The 24,692-nt window shown below is 74.0% G+C and carries 21 protein-coding genes and 1 pseudogene; 12 read left to right on the top strand and 10 right to left on the bottom strand.

Annotated elements, in window-relative coordinates:
• Positions 1 to 4 precede the first annotated feature (4 nt).
• Complete coding sequence (locus tag NRK68_RS05590) at positions 5 to 796, top strand: spermidine synthase (protein ID WP_257857780.1); 792 nt, start codon at positions 5 to 7, stop codon at positions 794 to 796.
• Here the strand turns inward: NRK68_RS05590 and NRK68_RS05585 are convergent.
• Entirely contained in the window at positions 783 to 2,165 is a 1,383-nt protein-coding gene (locus NRK68_RS05585) for an MFS transporter (RefSeq protein ID WP_257855232.1), read from the bottom strand. The genes NRK68_RS05590 and NRK68_RS05585 overlap by 14 nt on opposite strands.
• Positions 2,166 to 2,240: 75 nt before the next feature.
• A complete protein-coding gene (locus NRK68_RS05580; RefSeq protein WP_183068929.1) occupies positions 2,241 to 3,287 on the bottom strand; it encodes a DUF8017 domain-containing protein in 1,047 nt (348 codons plus the stop codon).
• Positions 3,288 to 3,383: 96 nt separating this feature from the next.
• Here NRK68_RS05580 and NRK68_RS05575 point away from each other — a divergent pair, with 96 nt between their 5' ends.
• The 4 genes from NRK68_RS05575 (at position 3,384) to NRK68_RS05560 (ending at position 7,574) form a co-directional block, all read left to right on the top strand.
• Entirely contained in the window at positions 3,384 to 3,836 is a 453-nt protein-coding gene (locus NRK68_RS05575) for a DUF4442 domain-containing protein (RefSeq protein WP_189973593.1), read from the top strand.
• A gap of 145 nt (positions 3,837 to 3,981) precedes the next feature.
• Entirely contained in the window at positions 3,982 to 4,182 is a 201-nt protein-coding gene (locus tag NRK68_RS05570) for a type II toxin-antitoxin system VapB family antitoxin (protein ID WP_183068993.1), read from the top strand.
• Between the two features lie 115 nt (positions 4,183 to 4,297).
• Positions 4,298 to 6,835 (top strand): beta-glucosidase family protein, encoded by a 2,538-nt coding sequence (locus NRK68_RS05565; RefSeq protein ID WP_257855230.1) that lies wholly within the window; start codon positions 4,298 to 4,300, stop codon positions 6,833 to 6,835.
• A 58-nt stretch (positions 6,836 to 6,893) separates the two neighbouring features.
• The gene (locus NRK68_RS05560) at positions 6,894 to 7,574 is read left to right on the top strand and encodes a DedA family protein (RefSeq protein WP_183068995.1); all 681 of its coding nucleotides are present in this window, start codon (positions 6,894 to 6,896) and stop codon (positions 7,572 to 7,574) included.
• A gap of 52 nt (positions 7,575 to 7,626) precedes the next feature.
• On the opposite strand, the gene NRK68_RS05555 is transcribed toward NRK68_RS05560, so the two are convergent.
• Complete coding sequence (locus tag NRK68_RS05555) at positions 7,627 to 8,178, bottom strand: gamma carbonic anhydrase family protein (protein WP_183068996.1); 552 nt, start codon at positions 8,176 to 8,178, stop codon at positions 7,627 to 7,629.
• 147 nt (positions 8,179 to 8,325) lie between these two features.
• Between NRK68_RS05555 and NRK68_RS05550 the strand changes: the two genes are divergently transcribed.
• Positions 8,326 to 9,129 (top strand): acyltransferase, encoded by an 804-nt coding sequence (locus NRK68_RS05550; protein WP_257855229.1) that lies wholly within the window; start codon positions 8,326 to 8,328, stop codon positions 9,127 to 9,129.
• A 15-nt stretch (positions 9,130 to 9,144) separates the two neighbouring features.
• On the opposite strand, the gene NRK68_RS05545 is transcribed toward NRK68_RS05550, so the two are convergent.
• On the bottom strand, positions 9,145 to 10,011 hold the full coding sequence (locus tag NRK68_RS05545; protein WP_183068998.1) for a DMT family transporter: 867 nt from the start codon (positions 10,009 to 10,011) through the stop codon (positions 9,145 to 9,147).
• A gap of 106 nt (positions 10,012 to 10,117) precedes the next feature.
• Between NRK68_RS05545 and NRK68_RS05540 the strand changes: the two are divergent.
• A pseudogene (locus tag NRK68_RS05540) lies at positions 10,118 to 10,684 on the top strand (helix-turn-helix domain-containing protein); the annotation flags it as partial.
• Positions 10,685 to 10,781: 97 nt separating this feature from the next.
• Here the strand turns inward: NRK68_RS05540 and NRK68_RS05535 are convergent.
• Positions 10,782 to 11,186 carry a CoA-binding protein gene (locus NRK68_RS05535; RefSeq protein WP_183068999.1) on the bottom strand — a complete coding sequence of 135 codons (405 nt, stop codon included), beginning with the start codon at positions 11,184 to 11,186 and terminating at the stop codon, positions 10,782 to 10,784.
• Between the two features lie 131 nt (positions 11,187 to 11,317).
• Here NRK68_RS05535 and NRK68_RS05530 point away from each other — a divergent pair, with 131 nt between their 5' ends.
• From NRK68_RS05530 to NRK68_RS05520, 3 genes are all read left to right on the top strand, one after another.
• Positions 11,318 to 11,944: a YigZ family protein gene (locus tag NRK68_RS05530; protein ID WP_183069000.1), complete on the top strand. Its 627-nt coding sequence runs from the start codon at positions 11,318 to 11,320 to the stop codon at positions 11,942 to 11,944.
• Positions 11,945 to 12,029: 85 nt separating this feature from the next.
• Complete coding sequence (locus NRK68_RS05525; protein WP_257855228.1) at positions 12,030 to 13,199, top strand: exonuclease SbcCD subunit D; 1,170 nt, start codon at positions 12,030 to 12,032, stop codon at positions 13,197 to 13,199.
• Entirely contained in the window at positions 13,196 to 16,207 is a 3,012-nt protein-coding gene (locus tag NRK68_RS05520; protein WP_257855226.1) for an AAA family ATPase, read from the top strand. Before NRK68_RS05525 ends, NRK68_RS05520 begins: the two co-directional genes overlap by 4 nt.
• Here the strand turns inward: NRK68_RS05520 and NRK68_RS05515 are convergent.
• Positions 16,197 to 16,643 (bottom strand): Lrp/AsnC family transcriptional regulator, encoded by a 447-nt coding sequence (locus NRK68_RS05515; RefSeq protein ID WP_183069003.1) that lies wholly within the window; start codon positions 16,641 to 16,643, stop codon positions 16,197 to 16,199. The two genes, NRK68_RS05520 and NRK68_RS05515, sit on opposite strands and share 11 nt — an antisense overlap.
• 94 nt (positions 16,644 to 16,737) lie before the next feature.
• On the opposite strand from NRK68_RS05515, the gene NRK68_RS05510 reads away from it, so the two are divergent.
• A complete protein-coding gene (locus NRK68_RS05510; protein ID WP_183069004.1) occupies positions 16,738 to 17,253 on the top strand; it encodes a rhodanese-like domain-containing protein in 516 nt (171 codons plus the stop codon).
• Between the two features lie 120 nt (positions 17,254 to 17,373).
• Here NRK68_RS05510 and NRK68_RS05505 read toward each other — a convergent pair whose 3' ends face one another.
• The 4 genes from NRK68_RS05505 to NRK68_RS05490 all read right to left on the bottom strand — a co-directional run bounded on the left by NRK68_RS05505 (position 17,374) and on the right by NRK68_RS05490 (position 23,505).
• On the bottom strand, positions 17,374 to 19,077 hold the full coding sequence (locus NRK68_RS05505) for a DUF885 domain-containing protein (protein ID WP_183069005.1): 1,704 nt from the start codon (positions 19,075 to 19,077) through the stop codon (positions 17,374 to 17,376).
• 242 nt (positions 19,078 to 19,319) lie between these two features.
• Entirely contained in the window at positions 19,320 to 20,747 is a 1,428-nt protein-coding gene (locus NRK68_RS05500) for a GNAT family N-acetyltransferase (protein WP_257855225.1), read from the bottom strand.
• 111 nt (positions 20,748 to 20,858) lie between these two features.
• Positions 20,859 to 22,427, bottom strand: a complete 1,569-nt coding sequence (locus NRK68_RS05495) for an alkaline phosphatase D family protein (RefSeq protein ID WP_183069007.1) — start codon at positions 22,425 to 22,427, stop codon at positions 20,859 to 20,861.
• A gap of 223 nt (positions 22,428 to 22,650) precedes the next feature.
• Entirely contained in the window at positions 22,651 to 23,505 is an 855-nt protein-coding gene (locus tag NRK68_RS05490; protein ID WP_183069008.1) for an alpha/beta fold hydrolase, read from the bottom strand.
• Positions 23,506 to 23,800: 295 nt separating this feature from the next.
• Here NRK68_RS05490 and NRK68_RS05485 point away from each other — a divergent pair, with 295 nt between their 5' ends.
• Positions 23,801 to 24,568 (top strand): GntR family transcriptional regulator, encoded by a 768-nt coding sequence (locus tag NRK68_RS05485; protein ID WP_183069009.1) that lies wholly within the window; start codon positions 23,801 to 23,803, stop codon positions 24,566 to 24,568.
• Positions 24,569 to 24,692 lie beyond the last annotated feature (124 nt).

Below are 24,692 nucleotides of genomic sequence, written 5' to 3'. Positions count from 1 at the left end.
GCTGATGCCGGACGTCGACGGGGAACGGGCCTGGCTGCTGACCGTCGACGGGGCACCCCAGTCCTATGTGGACCTGGACGATCCGCAGCACCTGGAGTTCGAGTACGTACGCCGCCTCGCGCACGTCCTGGACTGCGCGGCGGAGCCGGGGCTCCCACTGGACCTCCTGCACCTGGGCGGCGGCGCGCTCACCCTGCCCCGCTACGCCGCGGCCACCCGGCCCGGATCCCGGCAGTCGGTGGTGGAGTTCGACGCCGGCCTGGTCGAACTGGTCACCGAGCACCTGCCGCTGCCGGACGGGTCCGGGATCACCCTGCACACCGCCGACGCCCGGGCCTGGCTGGAGGCGGCGCCGACGGGAAGCGCCGACGTGGTCGTGGCCGACGTGTTCGGCGGTTCGCGGGTCCCCGCCCAGCTGACCTCGCTGGAGTACGCGCGGGAGGCGGCACGGGTGCTGCGGCCCGGCGGGCTGTACGCGGCGAACCTGGCGGACGGGGCGCCCTTCGGCTTCCTGCGGACGCAGCTGGCCAACTTCGCCACCGCCTTCGCGGAACTCGCGCTCGTCGCCGAACCGGCGGTGCTGCGCGGGCGGCGCTTCGGCAACGCCGTGCTGCTCGCCTCCGACGCGCCCCTGGAGGTGCGCGCCCTGGCCCGGCGGTGCGCCTCCGACGCCTTTCCCGCCCGGGTGGAGTACGGCGACGGCCTGGCCCGCTTCGTCAGGGGCGCGGCGCCCGTCACCGACGCGGACGCGGCTCCCTCACCGGCTCCGCCGGAGGGTGCGTTCAGCCTGGGGTGAGGCCGGACGGGGCGGCGGGGGCGGTGGCGGGGGCGCCGGCGTCCGTGTCCCCGTTCGGGTCCGCGTCCGTGTCGGCGTCCTTGTCGGCGGCGGGGCCTCCGGTCCTGTGGACGGACGGCCGGCGCGTCATGCGCCGCACGTCCGGGACCAGCAGGACCAGGGCCGTGACCAGGACGACCAGGCTCGCGCAGCCCCACAGGGCCTCGGTGCGGCCGAAGGCCGATTCGACCGGCCCGGCCAGGGCGGTGGCCAACGGGAGCATCGAGACCGAGCCGAACCAGTCGTAGGCGGAGACCCGGGAGAACTTCTCCTCGGGGATCTCCTGGTGCATCGTCGTCATCCAGTTCACGCCGAAGACCTCGATCGCGGCCCCGCTGACGAACATCACCGCGCACAGCCCCCACACCGGCAGCGGCACGGCCAGCCCGGCCGACGGGAGCGCCAGCGGGAACACGCACAGAGTGCCGACCAGCAGCAGCCGCCGGGGCTTCCACACCATCATCAGGACGGCCCCGGCGATGGTGCCGACCCCGAACAGGGCGAGGGCCAGGCCCCAGGGCGCCGGCCCGCCCAGTCGGTCCCGGGCGACCAGCGGACCGTAGACCGCCTCCGCGGCGCCGACGACGGCGACCACGACGGAGAACTGCAGCACGATGCTCCACAGCCAGGGCCGGGTGTGGAACTCCACCCAGCCCTCCCGCAGGTCGGCCAGCAGGCCACCGCCGGGAGCCCGGTCGGGCGAGGAACCGACATCGAGGAAGGCACGCAGTGCCCCGGCGATCGCGAACGCCGCGGCGTCCACGGCCAGCACCCACCCCGGGCCCATCGCGGCGATCATCGCGCCGCCGAGGGCCGCACCACCGATGCCGGCGCCGTTCATCGCCATGCGGAAGAGGGCGAAGGCGCGGTTGGCGTGTTCGCCGGAGACCGTGGAGAGCAGCATGCCCTCGGCCGCCGGGTTGAAGAAGGCCGTACCGGTGCCGCACAGCGCCGTCAGCAGCATCATCTGCCACAGCTGCGGGTCGCCGGTGAGGACGAGCAGCGCGAAGACGGCCTGCGAGACGCAGTTCAGGGCGTTCGCCGCGACCATCACGCGGTGGCGCGGCAGCCGGTCGGCCACCGCGCCGCCGACGAGGAGAAAGAGGACGAGCGGCAGGGTGCGGGCGGCCGCGACCAGGCCCACGTCGCCGCCCGAACCGCCGGCCTCCATCACGGCGAAGGCGGAGGCGATGAGCGCCCCGTGACTGCCGAGGTTGGTGACCACCGCCGCACCCGTGAGCAGGGTGTAGTTGCGGCCGGCCCACTCCGGCCGGGCGGGGCGGGTGCGGGGCGCGGGCGTGCGGGGCGGTGTGCCGGGGGGAGAACTCACCCCCGGACTATCCCCGCCCCGGGCCCAGAATCCAAACGGAATACCGGTCCGGGGCGGGACGGGTTCAGCCGGAGATCATCCGGTGGCGAGCCGGATCGAGCCGAGGATCTTGTCGGAGATCTCCGTCGAGACCTCTTCCTTCACACCGGCCGCGGAGACCAGGGCGAAGCTGGCGAAGTCACCCGCGGCGTTCCGGAAGGCGAAGCCGACCGCCTTGCCGTCGGTGGAGCACTTGTGCTCCTTCTTCACGTTCGGCGCGGTCGCGACGACCATGTGGCCCTTGATCCCGGAGGAGGTCGTGAACTCCTTGGGCTCGGTCACCTTGACCGTTCCCTTGGGCTCCTTCTGCGCGAAGCCCGCCCACACCCACGTGCCGGTGTTGTCGGTCGCGGCCTGCGCGGTGTCCTTGGCGCCCTGGGCCCCCTTGACGCCGGCGTCCGCGATCGAGAACTTCTCGAGGTTGCCGTCGGCGTCCTTGTCGACCGTGCACCACTCCTGCTTGAGGGTGGCGGTGCCGGACATCGTGATGACCGGCTTGCCGTCGTTCTTGACCTCGTCGTCGTAGAAGAGGGAGACGCCGGGGTCGTTGACGTTCCACTCCGGGGGGACGTCGTAGGCCACGTTGTACTTCGTGTTGACGACGACCTTCCAGCCCGGGACGACTGGCTGCATGGCGCCGCCGGCCCGCGGGTTCGCGCTGCTGCCCGCCGGGGCGGGCGCCTCGACCGGGGCGGAGGGGCTCGCGGCCGGCGGCTTGCCGTCGGCCTCGGTGTTCTTGTCGTCCCGGGTCAGGACGTACGCGCCGGTCGCGGCGGCCGCCACGACGACCGCGGCGGCCGCGACGATGGCCACGGTTCTGGTCGAATAGGGGCTCCCGCCGGAGGGCTGGGGCTGCTGGGGCGCCTGTGGCGCCTGGGGCTGGCTCCAGGGCTGGCCCGGGGCGCCCGGCTGCTGGTAGCCCGGCTGCTGGGGGTAGCCGGGCTGCTGCGGGTATCCGTAACCCGCCTGCTGCTGGTACGGGTTCGGCTGAGCCGGCTGTCCCGGCGGCTGCGCGTACGGGTTCTGATGCGCGTCCTGGGGGTTCTGCTCGCCCCCGGGCGGCTGCTGCTGTCCTGGCCACATGGCCGGTAACGATAGTGGGAGCGGTCCGGAGGAGCCACGGCCGCCCCCTGAAGAGCTCTGGCCAATCCTGTCTACTCGTGGGTAACATCGCGGTCCATGAGCGCAGATCAGATGAACGTGGGCGAACTGCTCGCCGCGACCGTGCCCATGGCCCGGACCCTCAACCTCCAGTTCCTGGAGACCACCCCCGAGCGCGCGGTCGTCCGGCTCCCGGACCAGCCCGACTACCACAACCACGTCGGCGGCCCGCACGCCGGCGCCATGTTCACCCTCGCCGAGTCCGCGAGCGGCGCGATCGTCCTGGCCGCCTTCGGCGACCAGCTCTCCCGGGCCGTGCCCCTCGCCGTGAAGGCCGAGATCGGCTACAAGAAGCTCGCCAAGGGCGTCGTCACCGCCACCGCCACCCTCGGCCGCCCGGCCGCCGAGGTCGTGGCCGAACTCGACGCGGGCGGCCGCCCCGAGTTCCCGGTCACCATCGCCATCCAGCGCGAGGACGAGGCCGTGACCGGCGAGATGACCGTCGTCTGGACGCTGCGCCCCAACGCCTGACGCCCTGACGCCCGGCCCGGAACGTGCCCGCCGCCCCATGGGGCGGCGGGCACGTTCCGTCTCCCGGTGCGCGGGCCGCGCCGTCGGACCGCGCGAGCCCGCCCGGACGGTCTAGAGTCCTCGCACGACGATGGAGGGGGTACCCGTGGCCAAGGTCAACATCAGCCTCGACGCCGAACTCGTGGTGGAGGTGATGGTGCTCGCCGGGGTCGGCTCCCCGCAGGACGCGGTGGAGGCCGTCGTACGGGACTACATCGCGCGCGGACACCGCACCGAGGCCCGCGTCCAGAGCCAGGACGAGCCGCGGCGCACCACCGACAGCCGGCCGCCCCTGCCGGAGGGCTGAACCTGGGCGCCCCCGGTGGCGCGTCTCGGCCGGGCCCGCGCACCCGCGGCGCACAGTGGCCCGGGGAGCGGTCCGGCGCGGGCCGCTCCCGCCGACCGCGTCGCAGGGAGCAGCCATGAGCCAGGACGTGTCCAGACGTTCGGCGATGCGGCTGATCGCGGCCGCGGGCACGGCGGCGGGAGCCCTCGGAGCCGCCGGCTGCGTCCCCGCCGTCCCGCCGCCCGGCGCCGTCCCGCGCGGGCCCGCGCCCGGCGCACCGGGCGCACCCGCCGCCGGGAGCGGGACCGGCACCGGTACGGGCGGAGCCGCCCGCATCGACGCGCTCGTGCAGCGGCTCACCCTCGAAGAGAAGACCGCCCTCCTGCACGGGGCCCCCGACCCCGCCTCCCGCGGCCAGACCGGCTACGTACCCGGCGTACCGCGACTGGGCATCCCGGCCCTGCGCCTCGCCGACGGGCCCGCCGGGGTACGGGTCGACCGGCCCGCCACCGCCCTCCCCGCGCCGGTGCTCCTCGCCTCCGCCTTCGACCCGGCGCTGGCGCGCGAGTACGGACGCGTCATCGGCCGCGAGGGCCGCGCCCTCGGCCAGGACGTCGTACTGGCCCCCATGGCCAACCTCATCCGAACCCCCTACGCCGGCCGGAACTTCGAGACCTTCGCCGAGGACCCGCGCCTGACCGCGGACCTGGTCGGCGAACTGGTCCGCGGCATCCAGGACGAGGGACTCATCGCCACCGTCAAGCACTTCGCCCTGCACCATCAGGAAGCGGGCCGCGACACCGTCGACGTGACCGTCGGCGAACAGACCCTGCGTGAGACCGAGCTACGGGGCTTCGAGGCCGCCGTGACCGCCGGCGCGGGCGCCGTGATGGGCGCCTCCCGCAAGATCAACGGCGTCCACGCCTGCGAGAGCGGACCGCTGCTCGACGAACTGCTCCGCGGGAACTGGGGGTTCGACGGCTGGGTGGTCTCCGACCGGGGCGCCGCCCACGGCACCGTCGCCGCCGTCCGGGCCGGCCTCGACATGGAGATGCCCGACGGCACCCACTTCGGCGGGCCGCTGCGCGAGGCCGTGCGCGGCGGCTCCGTACCGGAGGCCGCCGTGGACCAGGCCGTGCACCGGATCCTGACCACCATGGACCGCTTCGGGCTGCTGGCCGCGCGGCAGCCCGCCCGGCCCCCGCGCGACGCCGCGGCCGGCGCCCGGGTCGCCCGCAAGGTGGCCACCGCCGGGGCGGTGCTGCTGCGCAACGAGCGCGGCACGCTGCCGCTGACCGGGGCGGCGGCCCGCTCGATCGCGGTGATCGGACCCACCGCCCAGGTGCCGTTCACCGGCGGCGGGGGCAGCTCGCACGTGGTCCCCGACAGTGCGACCGCCCCGCTCACCGCCATCCGGCGGCGGGCCGGGAAGGGCGCGGCCGTGCGCCACGCCCTCGGCGAGGACCTGTACGGGCGGCCGCTCCCGGCGAAGCTGCTGACCCCGGCCGCGGACCTGGAGGACCGGGAGGTCGGACCGGGACGCACCTGGACGTACGAGGGGGAGTTCCGCCTCGCGGCGGACGACGAGTGGACCCTCCTGGTCCACTACACCGGGGAGCGGCCCGGCGTACGTCTCGACGGGGCGGAACTCTTCCCCGTCCGGCCGGGCACGGCCGAGCACCACGAGGGCGGACTGCTCGGCTCCGCCCCCGACGGCATGGCCGTCCGCCGCCACACGCTCGCCCTCGCGGCGGGCACCCACCGGCTCGCCGTGACGGCCGACGGCGGGAACAAGGGACAGCGCCTGCGGCTGCGCCACATCACCGGGGCGATCCGGGCGGCGGACCTCGCCGAGGCGGTGCGGACCGCGAAGGCGGCCCGCAGCGTGATCCTGTTCGCCTACGAGGACTCCACCGAGGGCCGGGACCGGACCTCCCTGGCCCTCCCCGGCGGGCAGGAGCGGCTGATCGAGGCCGTGGCCGCCGCGAACCCCCGTACGACCGTCGTGCTGAACACCCCCTCCGGTACGACGATGCCGTGGCTCTCCCCCACCGGAGCGGTCCTCCAGATGTACTACCCGGGGCAGGAAGGCGCCGGAGCCACCGCCGACGTCCTCTTCGGCGACGTGGATCCCGGGGGCCGCCTCACCCAGACCTTCCCGGCCGACGAACGCAGGACCCCGGTCGGCGCGGGCCGCTCGCGCTACCCGGGGGTGGGCGGCCGGCAGGAGTACTCCGAGGGCGTCCACGTGGGCCACCGCTGGTACGACGCCCAGCGGGAGACCCCGCTCTTCCCCTTCGGGCACGGCCTGTCGTACACGACCTGGCAGTACGAGAAGCTCACGGTCCGGCCGCAGCGCGGCGGGCTGCGCGTGGAGTTCACCGTGCGCAACACCGGCCGGCGCAAGGGCACCGACGTGGCCCAGGTGTACGTGGGCCCCTCCGCGGAGCTCCGGCTCGACCAGCCGGTGCGGGCGCTCGCCGGCTACCGGCGGATCACCCTGGCGCCGGGCACGGCGCAGCGCGTCACCGTCGACATCGACACCCGGACGCTGTCGTCCTGGGACCCGGAGAAACACGCCTGGGTGCTGGGCCACGGCCGCCGCGAGGTGTTCGCGGGCCGTTCCTCGCGCGAGCTGCCGCTGAGGTCAAAGGTCGTGCTGGAGAGCCGATAGGCTGCCCGTTCGGCGTGCCACAGGGGGCGCGCCGGGGACGATTCGGGAGGACGCACCGGTGCACATCCAGGAATGGCTGGAGACGATTCCGGCGGTCAGCATCTACCTCCTGGTGGGTCTGGTCATCGGCCTGGAGAGCCTCGGCATCCCGCTGCCCGGCGAGATCATCCTGGTCAGCTCCGCACTTCTGGCCTCCCAGCACGGGGAGGTCGACCCCGTCGTCCTGGGGCTGTGCGCCATCACCGGTGCGATCGTCGGCGACTCCATCGGCTACGCCATCGGGCGCAGGGGCGGCAAGCCGCTGCTGGAGCGGCTGGGCCGGCGCTTCCCGAAGCACTTCGGGCCCCAGCAGGTCGCGCTGGCGGAACGCTCCTTCGAGAAGTGGGGCATGTGGGCCGTGTTCTTCGGCCGGTTCGTGGCCCTGCTGCGGATCTTCGCCGGGCCGCTGGCCGGCGTGCTGCACATGCCGTACTGGCGCTTCCTCGTCGCCAACGTCCTCGGCGGGATCCTCTGGGCGGGCGGGACCACCGCCGTCATCTACTCCGTCGGCATCGTCGCGGAGCCCTGGCTGAAGCGGTTCTCCTGGCTGGCCCTGGGCCTCGCGGTGGCGTTCGGCCTCGTCGTGACCCTGGTGGTGCGCAGCCGGATGAAGAAGGCGGCCGAAGCCGCCGGCACGGCGGCCACGGCCGAAGCGGACATCCCCGCGCAGCCGGCCGCCCGCGCCACCGTCGCCGAGTGACGGTGGCGCGCCCGGGTTCCGGCGGGACGGCTTCCCGGGCGGCGCGGTACTTCTAGCCCTCGGGGGTGACCGCGGCGCGGTGCTGTTTGGCCAGCTCCACGTACATCAGGGCGTTGACCTTGATGCCCTCGCGCTCCTCGTCGGTCAGCTCGCGGCGCACCTTCGCGGGGACGCCGGCCACGAGCGAGCCGGGCGGGACGACCATGCCCTGAGGGACCAGCGCCTGCGCGGCGACCAGGGAACCGGCGCCGATCACCGCGCCGTTCAGGACGGTGGCGCCCATGCCGATCAGGCAGTCGTCCTCCACGGTGCAGCCGTGCACGACGGCGTTGTGGCCGATGGAGACGCGCTCGCCGATGGAGACGGGGAAGCCCGGATCCGTGTGGAGCGTGCAGTTGTCCTGCACGTTGCTGTCGGCGCCGAGCGTGATCGGGCCGCAGTCGGCGCGAAGCACCGCCGAATACCAGACGCCGGCGCCGGCGGCGAGGGTGACATCCCCGATCACCACCGAGGTGGGAGCGGTGAAGGCCGTGGGGTCGATGTCCGGGTGCTTTCCGCCGACACCCGCCACGAGTGCCGCGGCCCGGGCCGCCTGGTGCGTCATGTCTGTTCCTCTGTCGTCAGTGGTCTGTCTGCCATCGTCGCCGCGCCAACAGCACCGTAGGGCACGCGGGCCCCCGTGCCCGCGATGGGGTGAAGATCACAGGATCGTCGTCCGGACGACCGGGGCCCGGCGCATTACCGTGGCCGGGTGCCGAAGAAACAGAACACGTTCTCATCTGTGGCGGTCCTGCGCCGCAGGCTGGCGAGCCGCGTGGTCCACACCGGCTGGCGCTGGATGCAGCAGGCCGGCGCGGTGACCGCGCAGACGCCGGGCCGGCTGCGGTTCGGCGCGATCGGGGACGGCACCCGGCTCGCCTTCCCGCAGGGGACCGTCTTCGGCGAGCGGTGGATCCGGCTCGGCGGGCACTGCATCATCGGCGAGCAGGTCACCCTCACCGCCGGCATGATGCCCGGCCTCGACCTGGGCGCGGAGCCGATGCTGGTGCTCGGCGACGGGGTCGTCATCGGGCGGGACAGCCACGTCATCGCCGACGCCCGCATCGAGATCGGTTCGAACACCTTCTGCGGTCCCGGTGTGTACATCACGTCCACGAACCACAGCTACGACGACCCGCACGAGCCCATCGGCCGCCAGTGGCCGCGCAGCGCGCCGGTGGAGATCGGCCCCGGATGCTGGCTCGGCACGGGTGCGGTGATCCTGCCGGGCGCACGGCTGGGCCGCAACGTGGTGGTGGCCGCGGGTTCCGTCGTACGGGGCGAGGTGCCCGACCACGCCGTGGTGGCGGGGGCGCCGGCGCGCATCGTACGGCGCTGGACTCCGGAGGCGGGATGGCAGCCGCCGCTGCGGACCCCGGCGCCCGTGCCGATCCCGGACGGCATGACGTCGGAGCAGCTGCGGGGGCTGGCCGAGCTCACCGAGGCCGAACTGGCAGAGGTCGAACTGGCGGAGGGCGAACTGGCGGAGGCCGGGCTCGCGGAGGCCGACAAGTAGCGCCCGCCGCGCCGTTCAGCCCGCGGCCAGCAGGACCGTTCCGGCGAGGGCCAGGCCGGCGCCCGCCGCCTGGACGGTGCGCAGCCGTTCCTTGAGGACGGCGAAGGCGGCGAGCGCGGTGATCACCGGGTAGAGCGAGGACACCACGGCCGCCATGGTGACCGGGCCGTTCTGGGCGGCGACGGAGTACGTGCCGTTCGCCGCGACGTCCGCCAGGCCGACGAAGGCCAGGGCGGGCAGCAGCCCCCACAGGATCCGCGGCCCGGTGCCCTCCGGCAGGGCGCGGACCCCGCGCCGGGTCTGCGCCCACAGCGCGGCGCCGCCGACGGCGACGTTGGTGACCCGCTGGACGAACAGGGCGAGGAAGAGTCCGGTGACGGTGGTCGAGGCCTCGGCGATCAGGGCCATCACCGCGCCGAAGCCGAAGGCCGCGACCAGGGTGAGGACCACGGCCTGCCGCTGGACGGGGGCGCCGCGCAGCTCGGGGCCGCCCGCGAGGACGATGCCGACGACGGCCACGGCGATGCCGGCGAACTGGCCGGGGCCGGGCCGCTCACCCAGGATCAGCCCGGCACCGACGGGGACGACCACGCCGAGGGAGCCGAGCGGGGAGACCACGCCCATCGGGCCGAGAGCCAGTGCCTTGTAGAAGCTGAGCATGGCGACCGGTCCCACCAGACCGGCGGCGACCGCGAACCACAGCTGCGGACCGGCCTCGTGCCAGGCGCCGGTGCCGAGGACCACGGCGCCGAGCACGACGACGGCGACGATCTGCGAGACGACGACCACCGTGAGAGCCGGAATCCGGCGCGTCAGCAGGCCGCCGCCGAAGTCGGCGAGGCCCCACAGCACAGCTGTGGCCAGGGCGAAGAAGGCGGTCATCGGGGGCCTCGCAGTACAGTGCGGTGAACGTCGGAGTGCAGCATCGGATACGGAACACGTTAGTGCACCCTGTTGGACTGCGTCATCCAGAATATTGGACGGAATGGTGTCGGATCTCGAACAGCTCACCCAGGCGCTCGCCCGGAACCTCAAGAGGTGGCGTGGGGAGCGCGGCTTCACGCTGGACGCGCTGGCGGCCCGCGCCGGCGTGAGCCGGGGGATGATCATCCAGATCGAGCAGGCCCGTACGAACCCCAGCGTGGGTACGACGGTCAGACTGGCCGACGCGCTGGGCGTCAGCATCTCCGCGCTCCTCGACTACGACCGCGGCCCACAGGTCCGGGTGGTCCCGCCGGACCAGGTGGTACGGATCTGGTCGAGCGAGGCGGGCAGTTCGACGACCATGCTGATCGGCACCGACGAGCGCGGGCCGATGGAGCTGTGGACCTGGCACCTGGTGCCGGGGGAGGGCACGGACTCCGTCCCGCACCCCTCCGGCACGATCGAGATGCTGCACGTCACGGCGGGGGAGCTGACGCTGGTGGTCGGCGAGGACCGGTTCCGCGTCCCCGCCGGGGCCGCGGCCGCCTTCGAGGCCAACCTCCCGCACTCCTACCGCAACGAGGGCACCGAACCGATGGAGATGACCCTCGCGGTGTCCGTCCCCCCGGTGTCCGCGCCGGTCCCCGCGGCCGCCACCGCCCACACGCACGGCGGTGCGACGGCGGCGGAGGGCCAGGGGGTGTCCGGCGGATCAGGGTCGGACACCCCTAGAGGGCGGGGATCTCGATCGCCGGGCAGCGGTCCATGACCATCGTCAGCCCGGCCTCCCGGGTCCGGTCGTAGGCGGCCTCGTCGATCACGCCGAGCTGGAACCACACGGCCTCGGCGCCGACGGCGGCCGCCTGGTCGGCGACCGTGCCGGCCAGCTCGCTGTTCACGAAGACGTCCACCACGTCCACCTTGAACGGGATCTCCTCCAGCGAGGCGAAACCGGGCTCGCCGTGCACGGTCTCGGCCTTCGGGTGCACGGGGACCACGCGCTTGCCGTACTGCTGGAGCACCCGGGCCACCCCGTAGGCCGCCCGGTCCCGGTTGTTCGAGAGGCCCACCACGGCCCAGGTGTCGCCGAGCTCGGTGAGGATCTTGCGAATGGTTGCCGGATCGCCGTACACGCGTGCCGCCTCCTGCTGCTGACTGCCGTCGTCAAGTGCTGTTCAGCCGCATCAACCGCACAGCCGCACCGCCGATTCCCGCGGCGTCCGGGAGCGCCGGGGCTTTCTGCGGTACGGCTTAGGGTGGAGCGGTGAAGGCAGACCAGTATGTGACGGTGGCCCGTGAGGGCGTGCACGAGTCGGAGATCAACCGCTCGCGCTTCCTGTGCTCACTCGCGCCCGCCGCGACCGAGCAAGAGGCGCAGGAATTCATCGCGCGCATCCGCAAGGAGCACCCCACCGCCACGCACAACTGCTACGCCTACGTCATCGGCGCCGACGCCGCCGTCCAGAAGGCCAGCGACGACGGGGAGCCCGGCGGCACCGCCGGGGTGCCCATGCTGCAGATGCTCATGCGCCGCGACGTCCGCTACGCGGTCGCCGTGGTCACCCGCTACTACGGCGGCGTGAAGCTCGGCGCCGGCGGGCTGATCCGGGCCTACGGAGGCGTCGTCGGCGAGGCACTCGACGAACTCGGCACCGTCACCCGGCGGCGCTACCGGCTCGCCACCGTCACCGTCGACCACCAGCGGGCCGGCAAGACGCAGAACGACCTGCGCTCCACCGGGCGGACCGTGGTGGACCTGCGCTACGGGGCCGCCGTGGAGATCGAGGTCGCCCTCCCGGAGGCGGACCTGCCCGCCTTCGAGGCCTGGCTCGCCGACAGCACGGCCGGCACGGCCGGTCTCACCCTGGGCGGGGAGACGTACGCGCCCTGAGCGCCCCCGGGGACGGGTTAGCGTAGTGGGGTTCAGCGAGCGGGAGACGACCAGGGGGAGACGGCATGTGCGGCGGGGCCGGCGAGTGAAGTTCCTGCACACCTCCGACTGGCACCTCGGCCGCGCCTTCCACCGCGTGAACCTGCTCGGTGCCCAGGCCGCCTTCGTCGACCATCTCGTCGAGACGGTCCGCGCGCACGAGGTCGACGCCGTCCTCGTCGCCGGCGACGTCTACGACCGTGCCGTGCCCCCGCTGCCCGCCGTCGAGCTGTACGACCGGGCCCTGCACCGGCTCGCCGAGCTCCGGGTGCCCACCGTCATGATCTCCGGCAACCACGACTCCGCCCGCCGGCTCGGCGTCGGGGCCGGGCTGATCGGCCGCGCCGGGATCCACCTGCGGACCGATCCGGCCGGCTGCGCCGACCCCGTCGTACTGGCCGACGTACACGGTGACGTGGCGCTGTACGGGCTGCCGTACCTGGAGCCCGCCCTGGTCAAGGACCAGTTCAGCACGCAGCGGGTCAGCCACGAAGCGGTCCTGGGCGCGGCCATGGACCGGATCCGGGCCGACCTCGCCACCCGCCCGCCCGGCACCCGCTCCGTCGTCCTGGCCCATGCCTTCGTCACCGGCGGGCAGGCCAGCGACAGCGAACGCGACATCAGCGTCGGCGGCGTGGAGGCGGTCCCCGCCTCCGTCTTCGACGGAGTGGACTACGCCGCCCTCGGCCACCTCCACGGCTGCCAGACGATCAACGAACGGGTCCGCTACTCCGGTTCCCCGCTCGCCTACTCCTTCTCCGAAGCCGACCACCGCAAGACCATGTGGCTGATCGAACTCGGCGCGCGGGGAGAGATCGTCACCGCCGAGCGCATCGACACCCCCGTACCCCGCGCCCTCGCCAGGCTGCGCGGTCGCCTCGACGACCTGCTCTCGGACCCCGCCCACGCCGTGCACGAGGACGCGTGGGTGGAGGCCACCCTCACCGACCCGGTCCGCCCCGACGACCCCATGGCCCGCCTCGCCACCCGCTTCCCGTACACCCTCACCCTGGCCTTCGACCCCGAGGGCCGCCGGGAGGAGACCGGCGCCTCCTACGCCCAGCGGCTGCGCGGCCGGACCGACCAGCAGATCGCCGAGGACTTCGTCGCCCATGTACGCGGCGGCGGCCTCCCGGACGAGGCCGAACGGGCCGTCCTCCAGGGCGCCTTCGACGAGGTACGCGCCGACGACAGCGTCCGGGAGAACCACCGATGAGGCTCCACCGGCTGGCCGTGACCGCCTTCGGCCCCTTCGCCGAACCCCAGAAGATCGACTTCGACGCACTCTCCGGGGCCGGCATCTTCCTGCTGCACGGCCCCACCGGTGCGGGCAAGACCTCCGTCCTCGACGCCGTCTGCTACGCCCTCTACGGCTCCGTGCCCGGCGCCCGCCAGGCCCCCGGCACCACCCTGCGCAGCGATCACGCCGCCGCCGGCACCCCGACCGAGGTCACCCTCGAACTCACCGCGGGCGGCCGCCGTCTGGAGATCACCCGACGCCCCGAACAGGAGCGACCGAAGAAGCGGGGGACGGGCACCACCAAGGACAAGGCGCAGAGCCGGCTGCGCGAGCACACCGGCGAGGGCTGGGAGCCGCTCAGCCGCTCCCACCAGGAGATCGGCGAGGAGATCGAGCAGCTGCTCGGCATGAGCCGCGAGCAGTTCTGCCAGGTCGTGCTGCTGCCCCAGGGGGAGTTCGCGCGGTTCCTGCGCGCCGACGAGGCGGCCCGCGGCCGGCTCCTCGGCCGGCTCTTCGACACCCGCCGCTTCGCCGCCGTCGAGACCCTCCTCGGGGAACGGCGGCGGGCCGCCGAGGCCAGGGTCCGGGCCGGCGACGAGAAGGTACTCCACACCGCGCAGCGGCTCGCCCAGGCCGCCGGCGACAGCGCGGACCTGCGGGCCTGGCCGCTGCCCGGGCACCAGCCGGGAGACCCCGGGCTCGCCGGGGCGGTCCGGGCCTGGGCGGCCGTCGCCCGGTGCTCGGCGCGGGAACGGCTGGACGTCGCCGCATACGCGCTGGCCGCGGTCGAGAGCCGGTACGCCGCCGCCCGGCGGGCCGCCGAGGACGCGCGGGAGCTCGACCGGCTCCAGCGCCGGCACGCGGAGACCACCCGCCGGGCCGCCCTGCTCGCCGAGGCGGAGCCCGAGCGCGAGCGGGTACGCGGCCTGCTGGACGGGGCCCGGCGGGGAGCCCTGGTGGCGCCCGCCCTGGAACTGCGCGGCGCGGCCGGCTCGGCCCACCTCGCCGCGGCCCACGCCGAGACGACGGCGCGCGCGGAGCTGCCGCCCCCGCTGCGGGAGGCCGGCGCCGAACAGCTGGCCACCGTCGAGCAGCGGCTGCGCGAGGAGCTGGGCGCGCTCGGCGCCGCCCACCGCACCGAGCAGCGCAGCGCCGAGATCGGCCGCGAACGCGCCGACCTGGAACGGGAGTCCCGCGCCGCCGAGGAGCAGCGCCAGGAGTCCGCCGAGTGGCTGGAGCGCTGGGAGGAGACCCGCAGCGCCCTGCAGGAGCGGGTGGACGCCGCCCAGCAGGCCGCCACCCTGGCCGAGCAGCTCGCGGGCCGGCTGGAGCCGGCCCGGATGAACCTCAACGCCGCCCGCCGGCGCGACGAGTTCGCCGCCGACGCCGAGCGCGCCGAGCGCGAACTGCTCGACCTGCGCGAGGAGTCGGCCGCCGCGCGCGAACGCTGGCTGGAGCTCAAGGAGGCCCGGCTGCGCGGCATCGCCGCCGAACTCGCCGAGGCGCTGGTGGCCGGGGAAGCCTGCACCGTGTGCGGATCGGCGGACCACCCGGCTCCGGCCCGCCCGGCCCCCGGCCATGTGGACCGGGCCGCGGAGGGCGCCGCCCACGCCGCCTTCGAACGGGCCGACCAGGCCCGGGCGGCCGTCGAGCGCGGCCTCGCCGCCGCCCGGGAGGCCCGCGCCGAGGCCGCGTCCGCCGCCGGGGACGCCACGACCGACGAACTCCTTGCCCTGACCGCCGACCTGAGTGCCCGGCACGCCGCCGCCCACGCCGCGGCCGCCGGCCTGCACGCCGCCCGGGAGCAGCTCGCCCGGGCCGAGCGCGAGCACTCCGTGCGCAGCGCCGACCGCCTCGACGCCGAGACCCGGGCCGCCGCCCGGGCCTCCCGCCGTGAGGCCCTGGACCGGGAACAGGCCTCGCTGGAGGCCGAACTCGCCCTCGTACGGCGGGACGCGCCCACCGTCGCGGCCCGCGCCCGGACCCTGGAGGACCGGGTCCGGATCGTCGCCGGGGCCGCCACCGCCCTGCGCCGGGCGGAGACGGCCGCCGCCCGGCTGAAGGAGGCCGACGACCAGCTCGCCGACGCCGCCTTCAAGGCCGGCTTCGACACGATCGAGGCCGCCGCCGACGCCGTCCTCCCGGAATACGAACGCACCGCGCTCCAGCACCGGCTGGACGCCTGGCAGGCGGAGGAGGCACTCCTCGCGGACCGCCTCGGCGAGACCGGCGCCGCCGAGGCGGCGGCGCTGCCCCCGGCCGCACCGGAGGCCGCCGAGGCGTACGCGGCCCAGGCGGCGGCGAAGCTCCGTACGGCGGGCTCCGCCTGTGACGCGGCCCGGGTCCGCTGCGCGGAGCTGGACCGGCTCTCGCGGCAGATGGAGCAGGAACTGCGCGCGCTCGGCCCGTTGCGGGAGGCCTACGACCGGGTGGCCCGGCTGGCCGGCCTGACCGCGGGCACCTCCGCCGACAACGAGCGCAGGATGCGGCTGGAGGCGTACGTGCTGGCCGCCCGCCTGGAGCAGGTGGCCGCGGCCGCGACGGTACGGCTGCTGCGCATGTCCGGCGGCCGCTACACCCTGGTGCACTCCGACGCACGAGCGAGCGGACGCGGGCGTTCCGGCCTCGGGCTGCACGTGGTCGATGCCTGGACCGGCAGCGAGCGGGACACCGCCACCCTGTCCGGCGGCGAGACCTTCTTCGCCTCGCTCGCCCTCGCGCTGGGCCTCGCCGACGTGGTCACCGACGAGGCGGGCGGCACCCGCCTCGACACCCTCTTCATCGACGAGGGCTTCGGCAGCCTCGACGACCAGGCGCTGGACGAGGTGCTCGACGTGCTGGACTCCCTGCGCGAGCGGGACCGCAGCGTCGGCATCGTCAGCCACGTCGCCGACCTGCGGACCCGGGTCCAGGCCCAGCTGGAGATCGTCAAGCAGCGCGGCGGTTCCGTCGTGCGGCACCGCACGGCTGCGCTCACGGACTGAGCGGGCGGCGGGGCAGCGGCGAGGAGTAGACGACGCTCGTCGTCACCGAGCCGAGTCCCGCGATCCGGCCGGTGACCTCCTCCAGGTGCCGCATCGAGCGGGCCGCGACCTTGAGGACGAAGCAGTCGTCGCCCGTGACGTGATGGGCCTCCAGGATCTCGGGAGCGGCCTCCAGGAAGTCGTGGAACGGCTTGTAGTTGCCGTGCGGGTAGCGCAGCCGCACCAGCGCGAGGATCGACTTGCCGAGCTTCTCCGGGTCCACCACGGCCGTGTAGCCGGTGATCACCCCGGCCTCCTCCAGCCGGCGGACCCGCTCGGTGACGGCGCTCGCGGACATGGACACGCAGCGGGCGAGCTCGGTGAAGCTGGCGCGGCCGTCCCGCTGGAGCGCTTCGAGGATCCGCCAGTCCGTGGCGTCAGGGGAATAGTCGGTCATGAGGCAGGTCTAGCAGGGGATTCCCCGGCAGGACAAGGAATGCGCCGGGGAAAGTGACTTCCAGTGAAGATCGACGGATCATAGATTTCTGGCCATGACGACACCGCAGAACGCCTCCTCCGCCCCGGCCGCCGGCAACCCCGTGCTCCGTGTGCCCCCGGCCTCCCCGGCCGCGGCCGCCGCCTACTTCGCCGCGAGCCTCGCCTTCCACGCGGACGTCTCGGACGTCGCGAGCGCCTTCCGGGCCCACCGCGCCTCGGGCGCCGAGCTGGGCTTCCAGCTCGTCGACTCCCGTTCCACGCCCTCCTGGGACCAGGCGCACGTGCCCGGCGCGATCCACCTGCCCACCGCCCTCGTACCCGAGCAGGCCGAGCGGCTCCTGGACAAGAACGTCCCGGTGGTGACGTACTGCTGGGGCCCCGGCTGCAACGGCGGTGCCCGCTCCGCCCTCGCCCTGGCCGAACTCGGCTTCCAGGTCAAGGAGATGCTCGGCGGCATCGAGTACTGGATCCGCGAGGGCTTCGAGGTCGAGACCTGGCAGGGCACCCGGCGGCGCGACGAGGCCGACCCGCTGACCGCGCCGACCGGCTCGGACGACTGCGGCTGCTGACGTGCCCGCCGCACGCGTACGGGCCGCTCGCCCCCGGGGGAGACGAGCGGCCCGTACGTACGGCATACGACGTGCGGCCGTGGTGCCACGACATCACGGCACCACGGCTCCGCGGTGCCGTCAGAGCTTCGAGAGCTCGTCCAGCAGGTCGTCCAGCCCCAGCGAACCCTGCGACAGCGCCGCCATGTGCCAGGCCTTCAGGTCGAAGGACTCGCCGTGCGCCGCACGTGCGTTGTCCCGGCCCATCAGCCAGGTGCGCTCGCCCAGCTTGTATCCGATCGCCTGCCCCGGCATCGACAGGTAGCGGGTCAGCTCGCTCTCCACGAACTCCGCCGGCCGGCCGCTGTGCAGGCCGAAGAACTCCTGCGCCAGGTCCACGGTCCACGTCTCGCCCGGGTGGAACGGCGAGTCCGCCGGGATCTCCAGGCCCAGGTGCATGCCGATGTCGACGATGACCCGCGCGGCGCGCATCATCTGGCAGTCCAGGTAGCCCAGACGCTGCTCGGCGTCCTTGAGGTAACCCAGTTCGTCCATCAGCCGCTCCGCGTAGAGCGCCCAGCCCTCGCAGTTGGCGCTGACCCAGCCGACGGTGGCCTGGTAGCGGGAGAGCTGGTCGGCCACGTGCGTCCACTGCGCGAGCTGCAGGTGGTGGCCCGGAACGCCCTCGTGGTACCAGGTGGACACCAGGTCGTAGACCGGGAAGCGGGTCTGCCCCATCGTGGGCAGCCAGGTGCGGCCCGGCCGGGAGAAGTCCTCCGACGGGGAGGTGTAGTACGGGGCCGCGGGGCCGCCCGGAGGGGCGATCCGGGACTCCACCTTGCGGACGCGCTCGGCGAGTTCGAAGTGGGTGCCGTCGAGGTTCTCGATGGCCTCGTCCATCAGGCCCTGCAGCCAGGCCTGCACCTCGTCCACACCCTCGATGTGGGTGCCGTGCTCGTCCAGGTGCGCCAGGGCCTCCCAGGGGCCGGCGCCCGGGAGGATCTTGGCCGCCTCGGTCTTCATCTCGGCGAGCAGCCGGTGGTACTCCGACCAGCCGTAGGCGTACGCCTCGTCCAGGTCGAGGTCGGTGCCGTTGAAGTACCGTGACCAGCGGGCGTAGCGCTCGCGGCCCACGGTGTCGGGCCGGCCCTCGACCGCGGGGGCGTACACCGCGGTCATCCAGTCGCGCAGTTCGACGACGGCGGAGGTCGCGCCGGCGGCCGCCGCGTCCAGCTCGGTGCGCAGGGCCTCGGGGCCGCCGGAGGCGAAGTCCTCGAAGAAGGCCGGGGCGGTGCCGTCCTGGCCGGCCCAGGTGGTCAGCTGGCCGATCATGGTCTCGGTGGCGCGCGGGCCGCCGTACAGGCCGCGCTCCAGGCCGAGTTCGAGGCTCTCGCGGTAGCCGGCGAAGGCGGCCGGGACGGCGCGCAGCCGCTCGGCGATCGCCGCCCAGTCCTCGTCGGTGTCGGCCGGAGTCAGGGAGAAGACCTCGCGGACCGAGTGCACGGGGCTGTGGATGTTGCTGACCGCGCGCAGGTCCTCGTCGGCCTCGTGGACCGCGAGTTCGGCGGTGAGCCGCTCGCGGAGCAGACGGCCGCAGCGCCGTTCGGCGTCGATGTCGGCACCGGGGAGCGCCTCGGCGGCGTCGAGACGGGCGAGGGTCTCACGGGCGAGGCCGGCGACGGCCGCGCGGCCCGCCGGGGAGAAGTCGGGGAGCTTGGCGGAGCTCTCGGCTACACCCAGGTAGGTGCCGGTGATCGGATCGAGGGCGATGAGGCCGTCGACGTAATCGTCGGCCACCTGGCGGGGCAGCCGGGGGGCGCTGCCGGTGTGGAGGGTCTCTGACATGCGGCCATCTTCGTATGCGACCCGTCCTCCCGTCATCACCGATTGGCGTCAGCCTCCTGACACGGGCTGGAGCACGGCTGTCGGACTCGGTCGGTCACGGCCAACCACCCTCGCGCACAAGCGACTTCACGGATGGGAGGGGGAGCTGTGGCCGGCGGCGCGGATCCGAGTTTGGCCGGATCCGAACGGAGGCGCCCGCTCCGGGGGAGCGGGCGCCCGTGCGTGCCGCGGCCGGCCGGGGCTCAGTGCGGGCGTCGCGGAGCCCCGTGCCCGTGCGGGAGCCCGACGGGGACCTCGTACGGGAGCCGCGAGCCGACGGGCGTGGCGTCCAGCCGGGCCGTGATCACCAGGGTGCCCTCCTCGATCTGGTAGTCGAGGGGGAGGCCGAGGCCGCGCATGGCGGCGACCATGCCGGTGTTGGCGGCCTGGGTGACGGCGTACACGCTGTCGCACCCGGCCTCGACGGCCATGGCGAGGAGCCGGCGCAGCAGTTCGGAGCCGATGCCGCGGCGCTGCCAGTCGTCCTCGATGAGCAGGGCGACCTCGGTCTCGTCCCCGTCCCACAGCAGGTGGCCGAGGGCGACGAGCTTCCCGGACGCGGTGGTGGCGGCGAGGGTGCGGCCGAAACGGGGGCTGAGCAGGTGACCCAGGTAGCGGTCGGCGTCGGCGACGGGGCCGTGGTAGCGCAGGCCGAGGGTCCGCTCGGAGCAGCGGTCGTGCATGGCGCGGGCCGCGGGCAGGTCGGAGCCGTCGGCGCGGCGCACGGTGATCTCGTTGCCCTCGGGCAGGGTCAGTACGTCCTGGCTGCGCGGGACGCGCGGGCCGAGCCGGGCGTCGAGCTCGACCAGGGCGCGGGCCCGGGCGAATTCGGTGGGGGTGAAGGGCAGGTAGGGCCGTTCCACGGTGATCGCGCCGCCCGAGGGGTCGCGCAGCCGCATGACCGTGGCCTCCAGGACCCCCTCGACCGGGGCGTCCGCGCCGGCGTTCGGGCGGCCGGAGAGCGTGGTCGCCGGGATCGAGTGGATCGTGCAGCGGCCGAGGAGCTGGCGCAGGGCGAGGGGGAGCTCGGCGGCGTCCAGCGCGGTGCGGGTGGCCAGGCCCAGCAGCCGGGTCGGGGTGTCGACGAGGTCGTGGGCGTCGGCGCGCTCGATCCAGGTGCTGTGGCCGCCGGCCCGGGAGACCGCCCGGCTGAGGTCGGCGGAGGGCAGCCGCTGCGGGGCGCGCAGCAGGAACTCGTCCACCGTGCCGCCCTCGGGCAGCGGGTGCGTCTGCAGCGTCAGGATGTCCACGCCGTTGCGGGCGAGGGCGGTGCAGAGGACGGCCAGGGAGCCGGGCTGGTCGCGTACGGTCGTGCGCATCCGCCACAGGGCGGTGGCCCCGGCCTCGCCGGGGGCGGCGGGCTCCGAGGCCGCCGGCTCGCCGGGCGGCGGTGTGCTGGGCGGCGGCGCATGGCTGTGGCGCCGCGCCCACCAGGTGTGGAAGGCGGCGGTCACCAGCAGCGCGATGGCCGAGGCGACCAGCAGGACCGGGCCCCTGGGGCCGTGCACGACGAGATTGGCGATGGCGTCGGCGACCGCGACGGCGCAGAACAGTGCGGCGAGTTCGACGACGTCGCGGCGCCAGTGGTGACGGTGGGGACGCTGGGCGGAGGCGTGGATACGGTCAGTCATGCACACCACTGTTGCTCAAGGGTGTTGCGTGATCACGAACGGTCTGTGACCGACTGGTTAAGTGTCCATCTGGCCGATTTCACCCAGTTTTCGGGCTGTTTTCCGGAGGCTCTACTGGCCCACCCGGCCGGGCTGCAGGGTTTTGGTGAAGAGGACGCCCCCTCCCTGGCGCCGCAGCCGGACGGTGAGGTCCCCGCTGCCGCCGTCGATGTCGACCTCCCCGTAGTACGGCGGGTTCTCGGACGGCGACATGTTGGCGAAGGGAGCCGACCGGACGAAAGCCGTCTCGGGGCCGAAGGTGGCGTCGAGCCGCCCGGCCGGGAAGCCGCCCGCCCCGATGGGGCCGGAGACGAACTCCCAGAACGGAGCGAAGTCGGTGAAGGCGGCCCGCTCGGGCGCGTAGTGGTTCGCGGCGGTGTAGTGCACGTCGGCGGTGAGCCAGAGGGTGCCGGTGATGCGCCGGTGTTTGATGTGCCGCAGCAGCTCGGCGATCTGCAGTTCCCGGCCCAGCGGGGCGCCCGGGTCTCCCTGGGCGACGGCCTCGAAGTTCGCCGGCCCGTCGGGGACGACGATGCCCAGGGGCATGTCGGCGGCGATGACCTTCCAGGTGGCCCGGGAGCGGGCGAGTTCGCGCTTGATCCAGGCCAGCTGTTCGGTGCCGAGGATGCCGATGGGGTCCTCGGTCCGGCCGCCGGGGGAGTTGGCGCCCCGGTAGGTGCGCATGTCGAGGACGAAGACGTCGAGGAGCGGGCCGTACCGCATCACGCGGTACATCCGGCCCTCGGTGCGGCCGCCACGCAGGTCGGTGACCGGGAAGTACTCGCCGAAGGCCCGGCGGGCGCGGGCGGCGAGGACGTCGGCCTCCCTGACGGTGTAGCGGGGGTCGTCGATCAGCTGGCCCGGGTACCAGTTGTTGCGCACCTCGTGGTCGTCCCACTGGGCGAGGACGGGGACCTGGGCGTTGAAGCCGAGCAGGTTCCGGTCGAGCAGGTTGTAGCGGAAGTTCCCGCGGAACTCGTCGAGTGTCTCGGCGACCTTCGACTTCTCCGAGGTGGTGATGTTGCGCCAGACGGTGCCGTCGCGCAGGGGCACGGCCGCCTTGATCGGGCCGTCGGCGTAGATCGTGTCCCCGCTGAAGAGGAAGAAGTCGGGATCGCGCTGCCGCATCTCGTCGAAGACGCGGTAGCCGCCGACGTCCGGGTTGATGCCCCAGCCCTGGCCCGCCAGGTCCCCGGACCACAGGAAGCGCACGTCGCGGCGGCGGGAGGCCGGGGTGGTGCGGAAGGTGCCGTGGACGGGCTCGGCGGTGCGGCGGGGGTCGTCTGGGTCGGCCAGGACGACCCGGTAGTGGATCTGCTGCCCCGGCGGGAGGTCGCGCAGGACGGTGGTCCCGGTGAAGTCGCTCGACGGGCCGAGCAGCGGGCCGCGGTGGCGGCGTACGGCGTAGCGGAACGCCTCGCTCGGCGAGGTCTCGACGTACATCCGCGCAAGGCGGTCGGAACGGGCCCACACGGTGGCCGAGTGCGCGGTGATCTCGCCGGACTGGACGCCCCAGTGCGCGTTCGGCCGGCCGGAGCGGGCGAAGGCGGGGGCGGCGAGCGCCGGCGCGGCGAGCAGCGCGGAGGACAGGGCGAGGGAACCGCCGATAAGGGACCGTCGGGTGTGCGGGGTCGAAGCCATCGGTGCGTCTCCAGGGGGGCGGCGAGGACGGGTCGGACCAGCGTGCCGTCGCGCACCGGCCCGGCCGCGTCGCCCACGCGAACCGCGGATGAACAGCCGCCAGCCGCTCATCCGTTCAGACGTTCCACCTCTTGACCCGGACCGGCTCCGCACGCTCACGGTCCGGCGTGTTCACCGGTCCCGTGTACCGGCCGGTCCGAGTGGCGCAGCGGTTTGGCCGCGCTCAGGCGACGACCGGGACTGCGGCCCTGCGAGCCGTGTCGAGCACCACGCGGGCGACGAGCGCCGGATCGTCGCTCATCGGGACGTGGCCGCAGCCGGGGAGGCGGACCAGCCGGGCGCCGGGGACGGTGTGCTTGGCGCGGACGCCCTGGCGGCGCAGCAGCAGGTGGTCGCGGGTGCCCCACGCGATGGTGACCGGCAGCCCCGGCACGTCGTCGGTGAAGCGTACGGAGCCACCCGCGGCCAGGGTGTCCTCGAACCCGGTGGCGTGCCGCAGGGCGAGGGTCTCGGCGACCACGGCCTCGGGCGAACGGCGCGCCGGACGGGCGTAGATGATGCCGGTGAGCGCGGTCCGGCCGGCGACGCTGCGCGAGAGCCGGTGGACGGCGGGCAGGGGCAGCGCCCTGGCACCGGCCCGCAGGGCGAGCAGTGCGGCGAAGGCGTAGCGGCGTTCGCCCTCGGTCCAGAACCCGGCGGGGGAGAGGGCCGTGACGGAGCGGACGAGACTGCTCCGGCCCATTGCGAGAGCGAGCAGGCCGCCGAGGGAGTTGCCCGCGACGTGCGGGCGCTCGACGCCGAGGGCCGTGCAGAGCGCTCCGAGCGCCGGGGCCACGGTGTCCAGGGAGTACGGCAACCCCTGGGGCAGCGGCTCCGAGGCGCCGAAGCCGGGCAGGTCGACGGCGATCACGTCGTGTTCGGCGGCCAGGATGTCGGTCACCGGGTGCCAGGCCTGGAGGTGATGGCCTATGCCGTGCAGCAGGAGGAGCGGTTCGCCCGATCCCTTGCGTTCATAGGCGACGGTGGCGGCGCGGGGGCCGAGCGGCGAATCGATCGTGAAGGAGACCGTGGCGGTCATGCTGCTCCTCGTCGGTTGGACTGCTGCGAGACAGGCTGTCAGGAGTGCCCACCGCATGATTACCGTCGGGTAGCCCTTGACTACAAGCCTTTGTGTGCCAGGAAGCCACGAGAGCATCCCGTGAACGGCCTGATACATATGCCCGATCTGCCCGGCAAAGGTACGAGCATTGGTCTTGACCAAGGGGGTGCGCCGTCCTATCGTCGCAGGGATAGTGCAGGAACCTTTAATAAACAAAGGCGCGGAACTGCCGCTGGAACACACGGCGAGTGCAGCGATGGCAGGAGGAGTCAGGGTGGGGACCACGCAGCTCGAAACGGTGCCGGAGCCGAAGTACTGGCACCTCAAGACCGTCCTCAGCGAGGCGCTCGACCAGGACTTCGCCGTCGGCGAGGTGCTGCCCAACGAGCGTGAACTCGCGGCCCGCTTCGGAGTCGCCCGCGCGACCCTGCGTCAGGCGCTGGAGCAGCTGGAGCTCGAAGGCCGGCTGCAGCGCCGCCGCGGTGTCGGTACCACCGTCGCCCCGCCGCGCGTGGGCGTCGCCGTCGGCAGCGCACAGCACAGCTGGCCCGGGGAGTCCGCCGACGGCTGGGAGCCGCAGGACGCCTCGGAGTCCCTGCCGCCCGCCGCTGTGGTGAAGGTCCTCGGCGCCGGCGGGGCGTTCGCCGCCGACCAGCCGGTCCACACCGTGCGCCGGACCAGGATGACGAACGGTCAGGCCGTCGCCGCGGAGCTGTTGTACGTCCCGGCCGCCTCGGTGCCCGGTCTGCCCGCCATCGAGGCCCCGTCGGGACCGGCCCGCGCCCGTGCCGTCCTGCGCGAGCTGCAGCGGCTGGTCCTCGACGGTCAGGACCGCTCGGTGGAGCTCGGCTCCGCCCGGGCCGACGACGCCAAGGAACTGGACCGGCTGCCCGGCGCACCGGTGCTCCTGGTCACCACCCGGTACTTCACCGCGGCGGGCACGGCGGCGGTCTCGGTGGCCACCTACCGCGCCGACACCTGCCGTCTCACCTTCGGCGACTCGGGCGGCGTGGAGATCACGCACGAGCCCGTCGCCTCCTGAGCGGTCCCGCCCGGTCCGACTCCTCCTGAACCGTCCGAGCCGGTACGGCCGTGGTCTGCCACGCCGTACCGGCTCTCGGGCTTTTCGGGGGCCGGGTGTTCCGGTCCGGGTGCCGGAGGGGACA

The sequence above is a fragment of the Streptomyces yangpuensis genome (genome assembly GCF_024666385.1).
In the GTDB taxonomy this organism is placed as follows: Bacteria; Actinomycetota; Actinomycetes; order Streptomycetales; family Streptomycetaceae; genus Streptomyces; species Streptomyces yangpuensis.
Note: the sequence above shows the minus strand (reverse complement) of the source record. Positions and strands in the feature narration are given on the sequence as shown.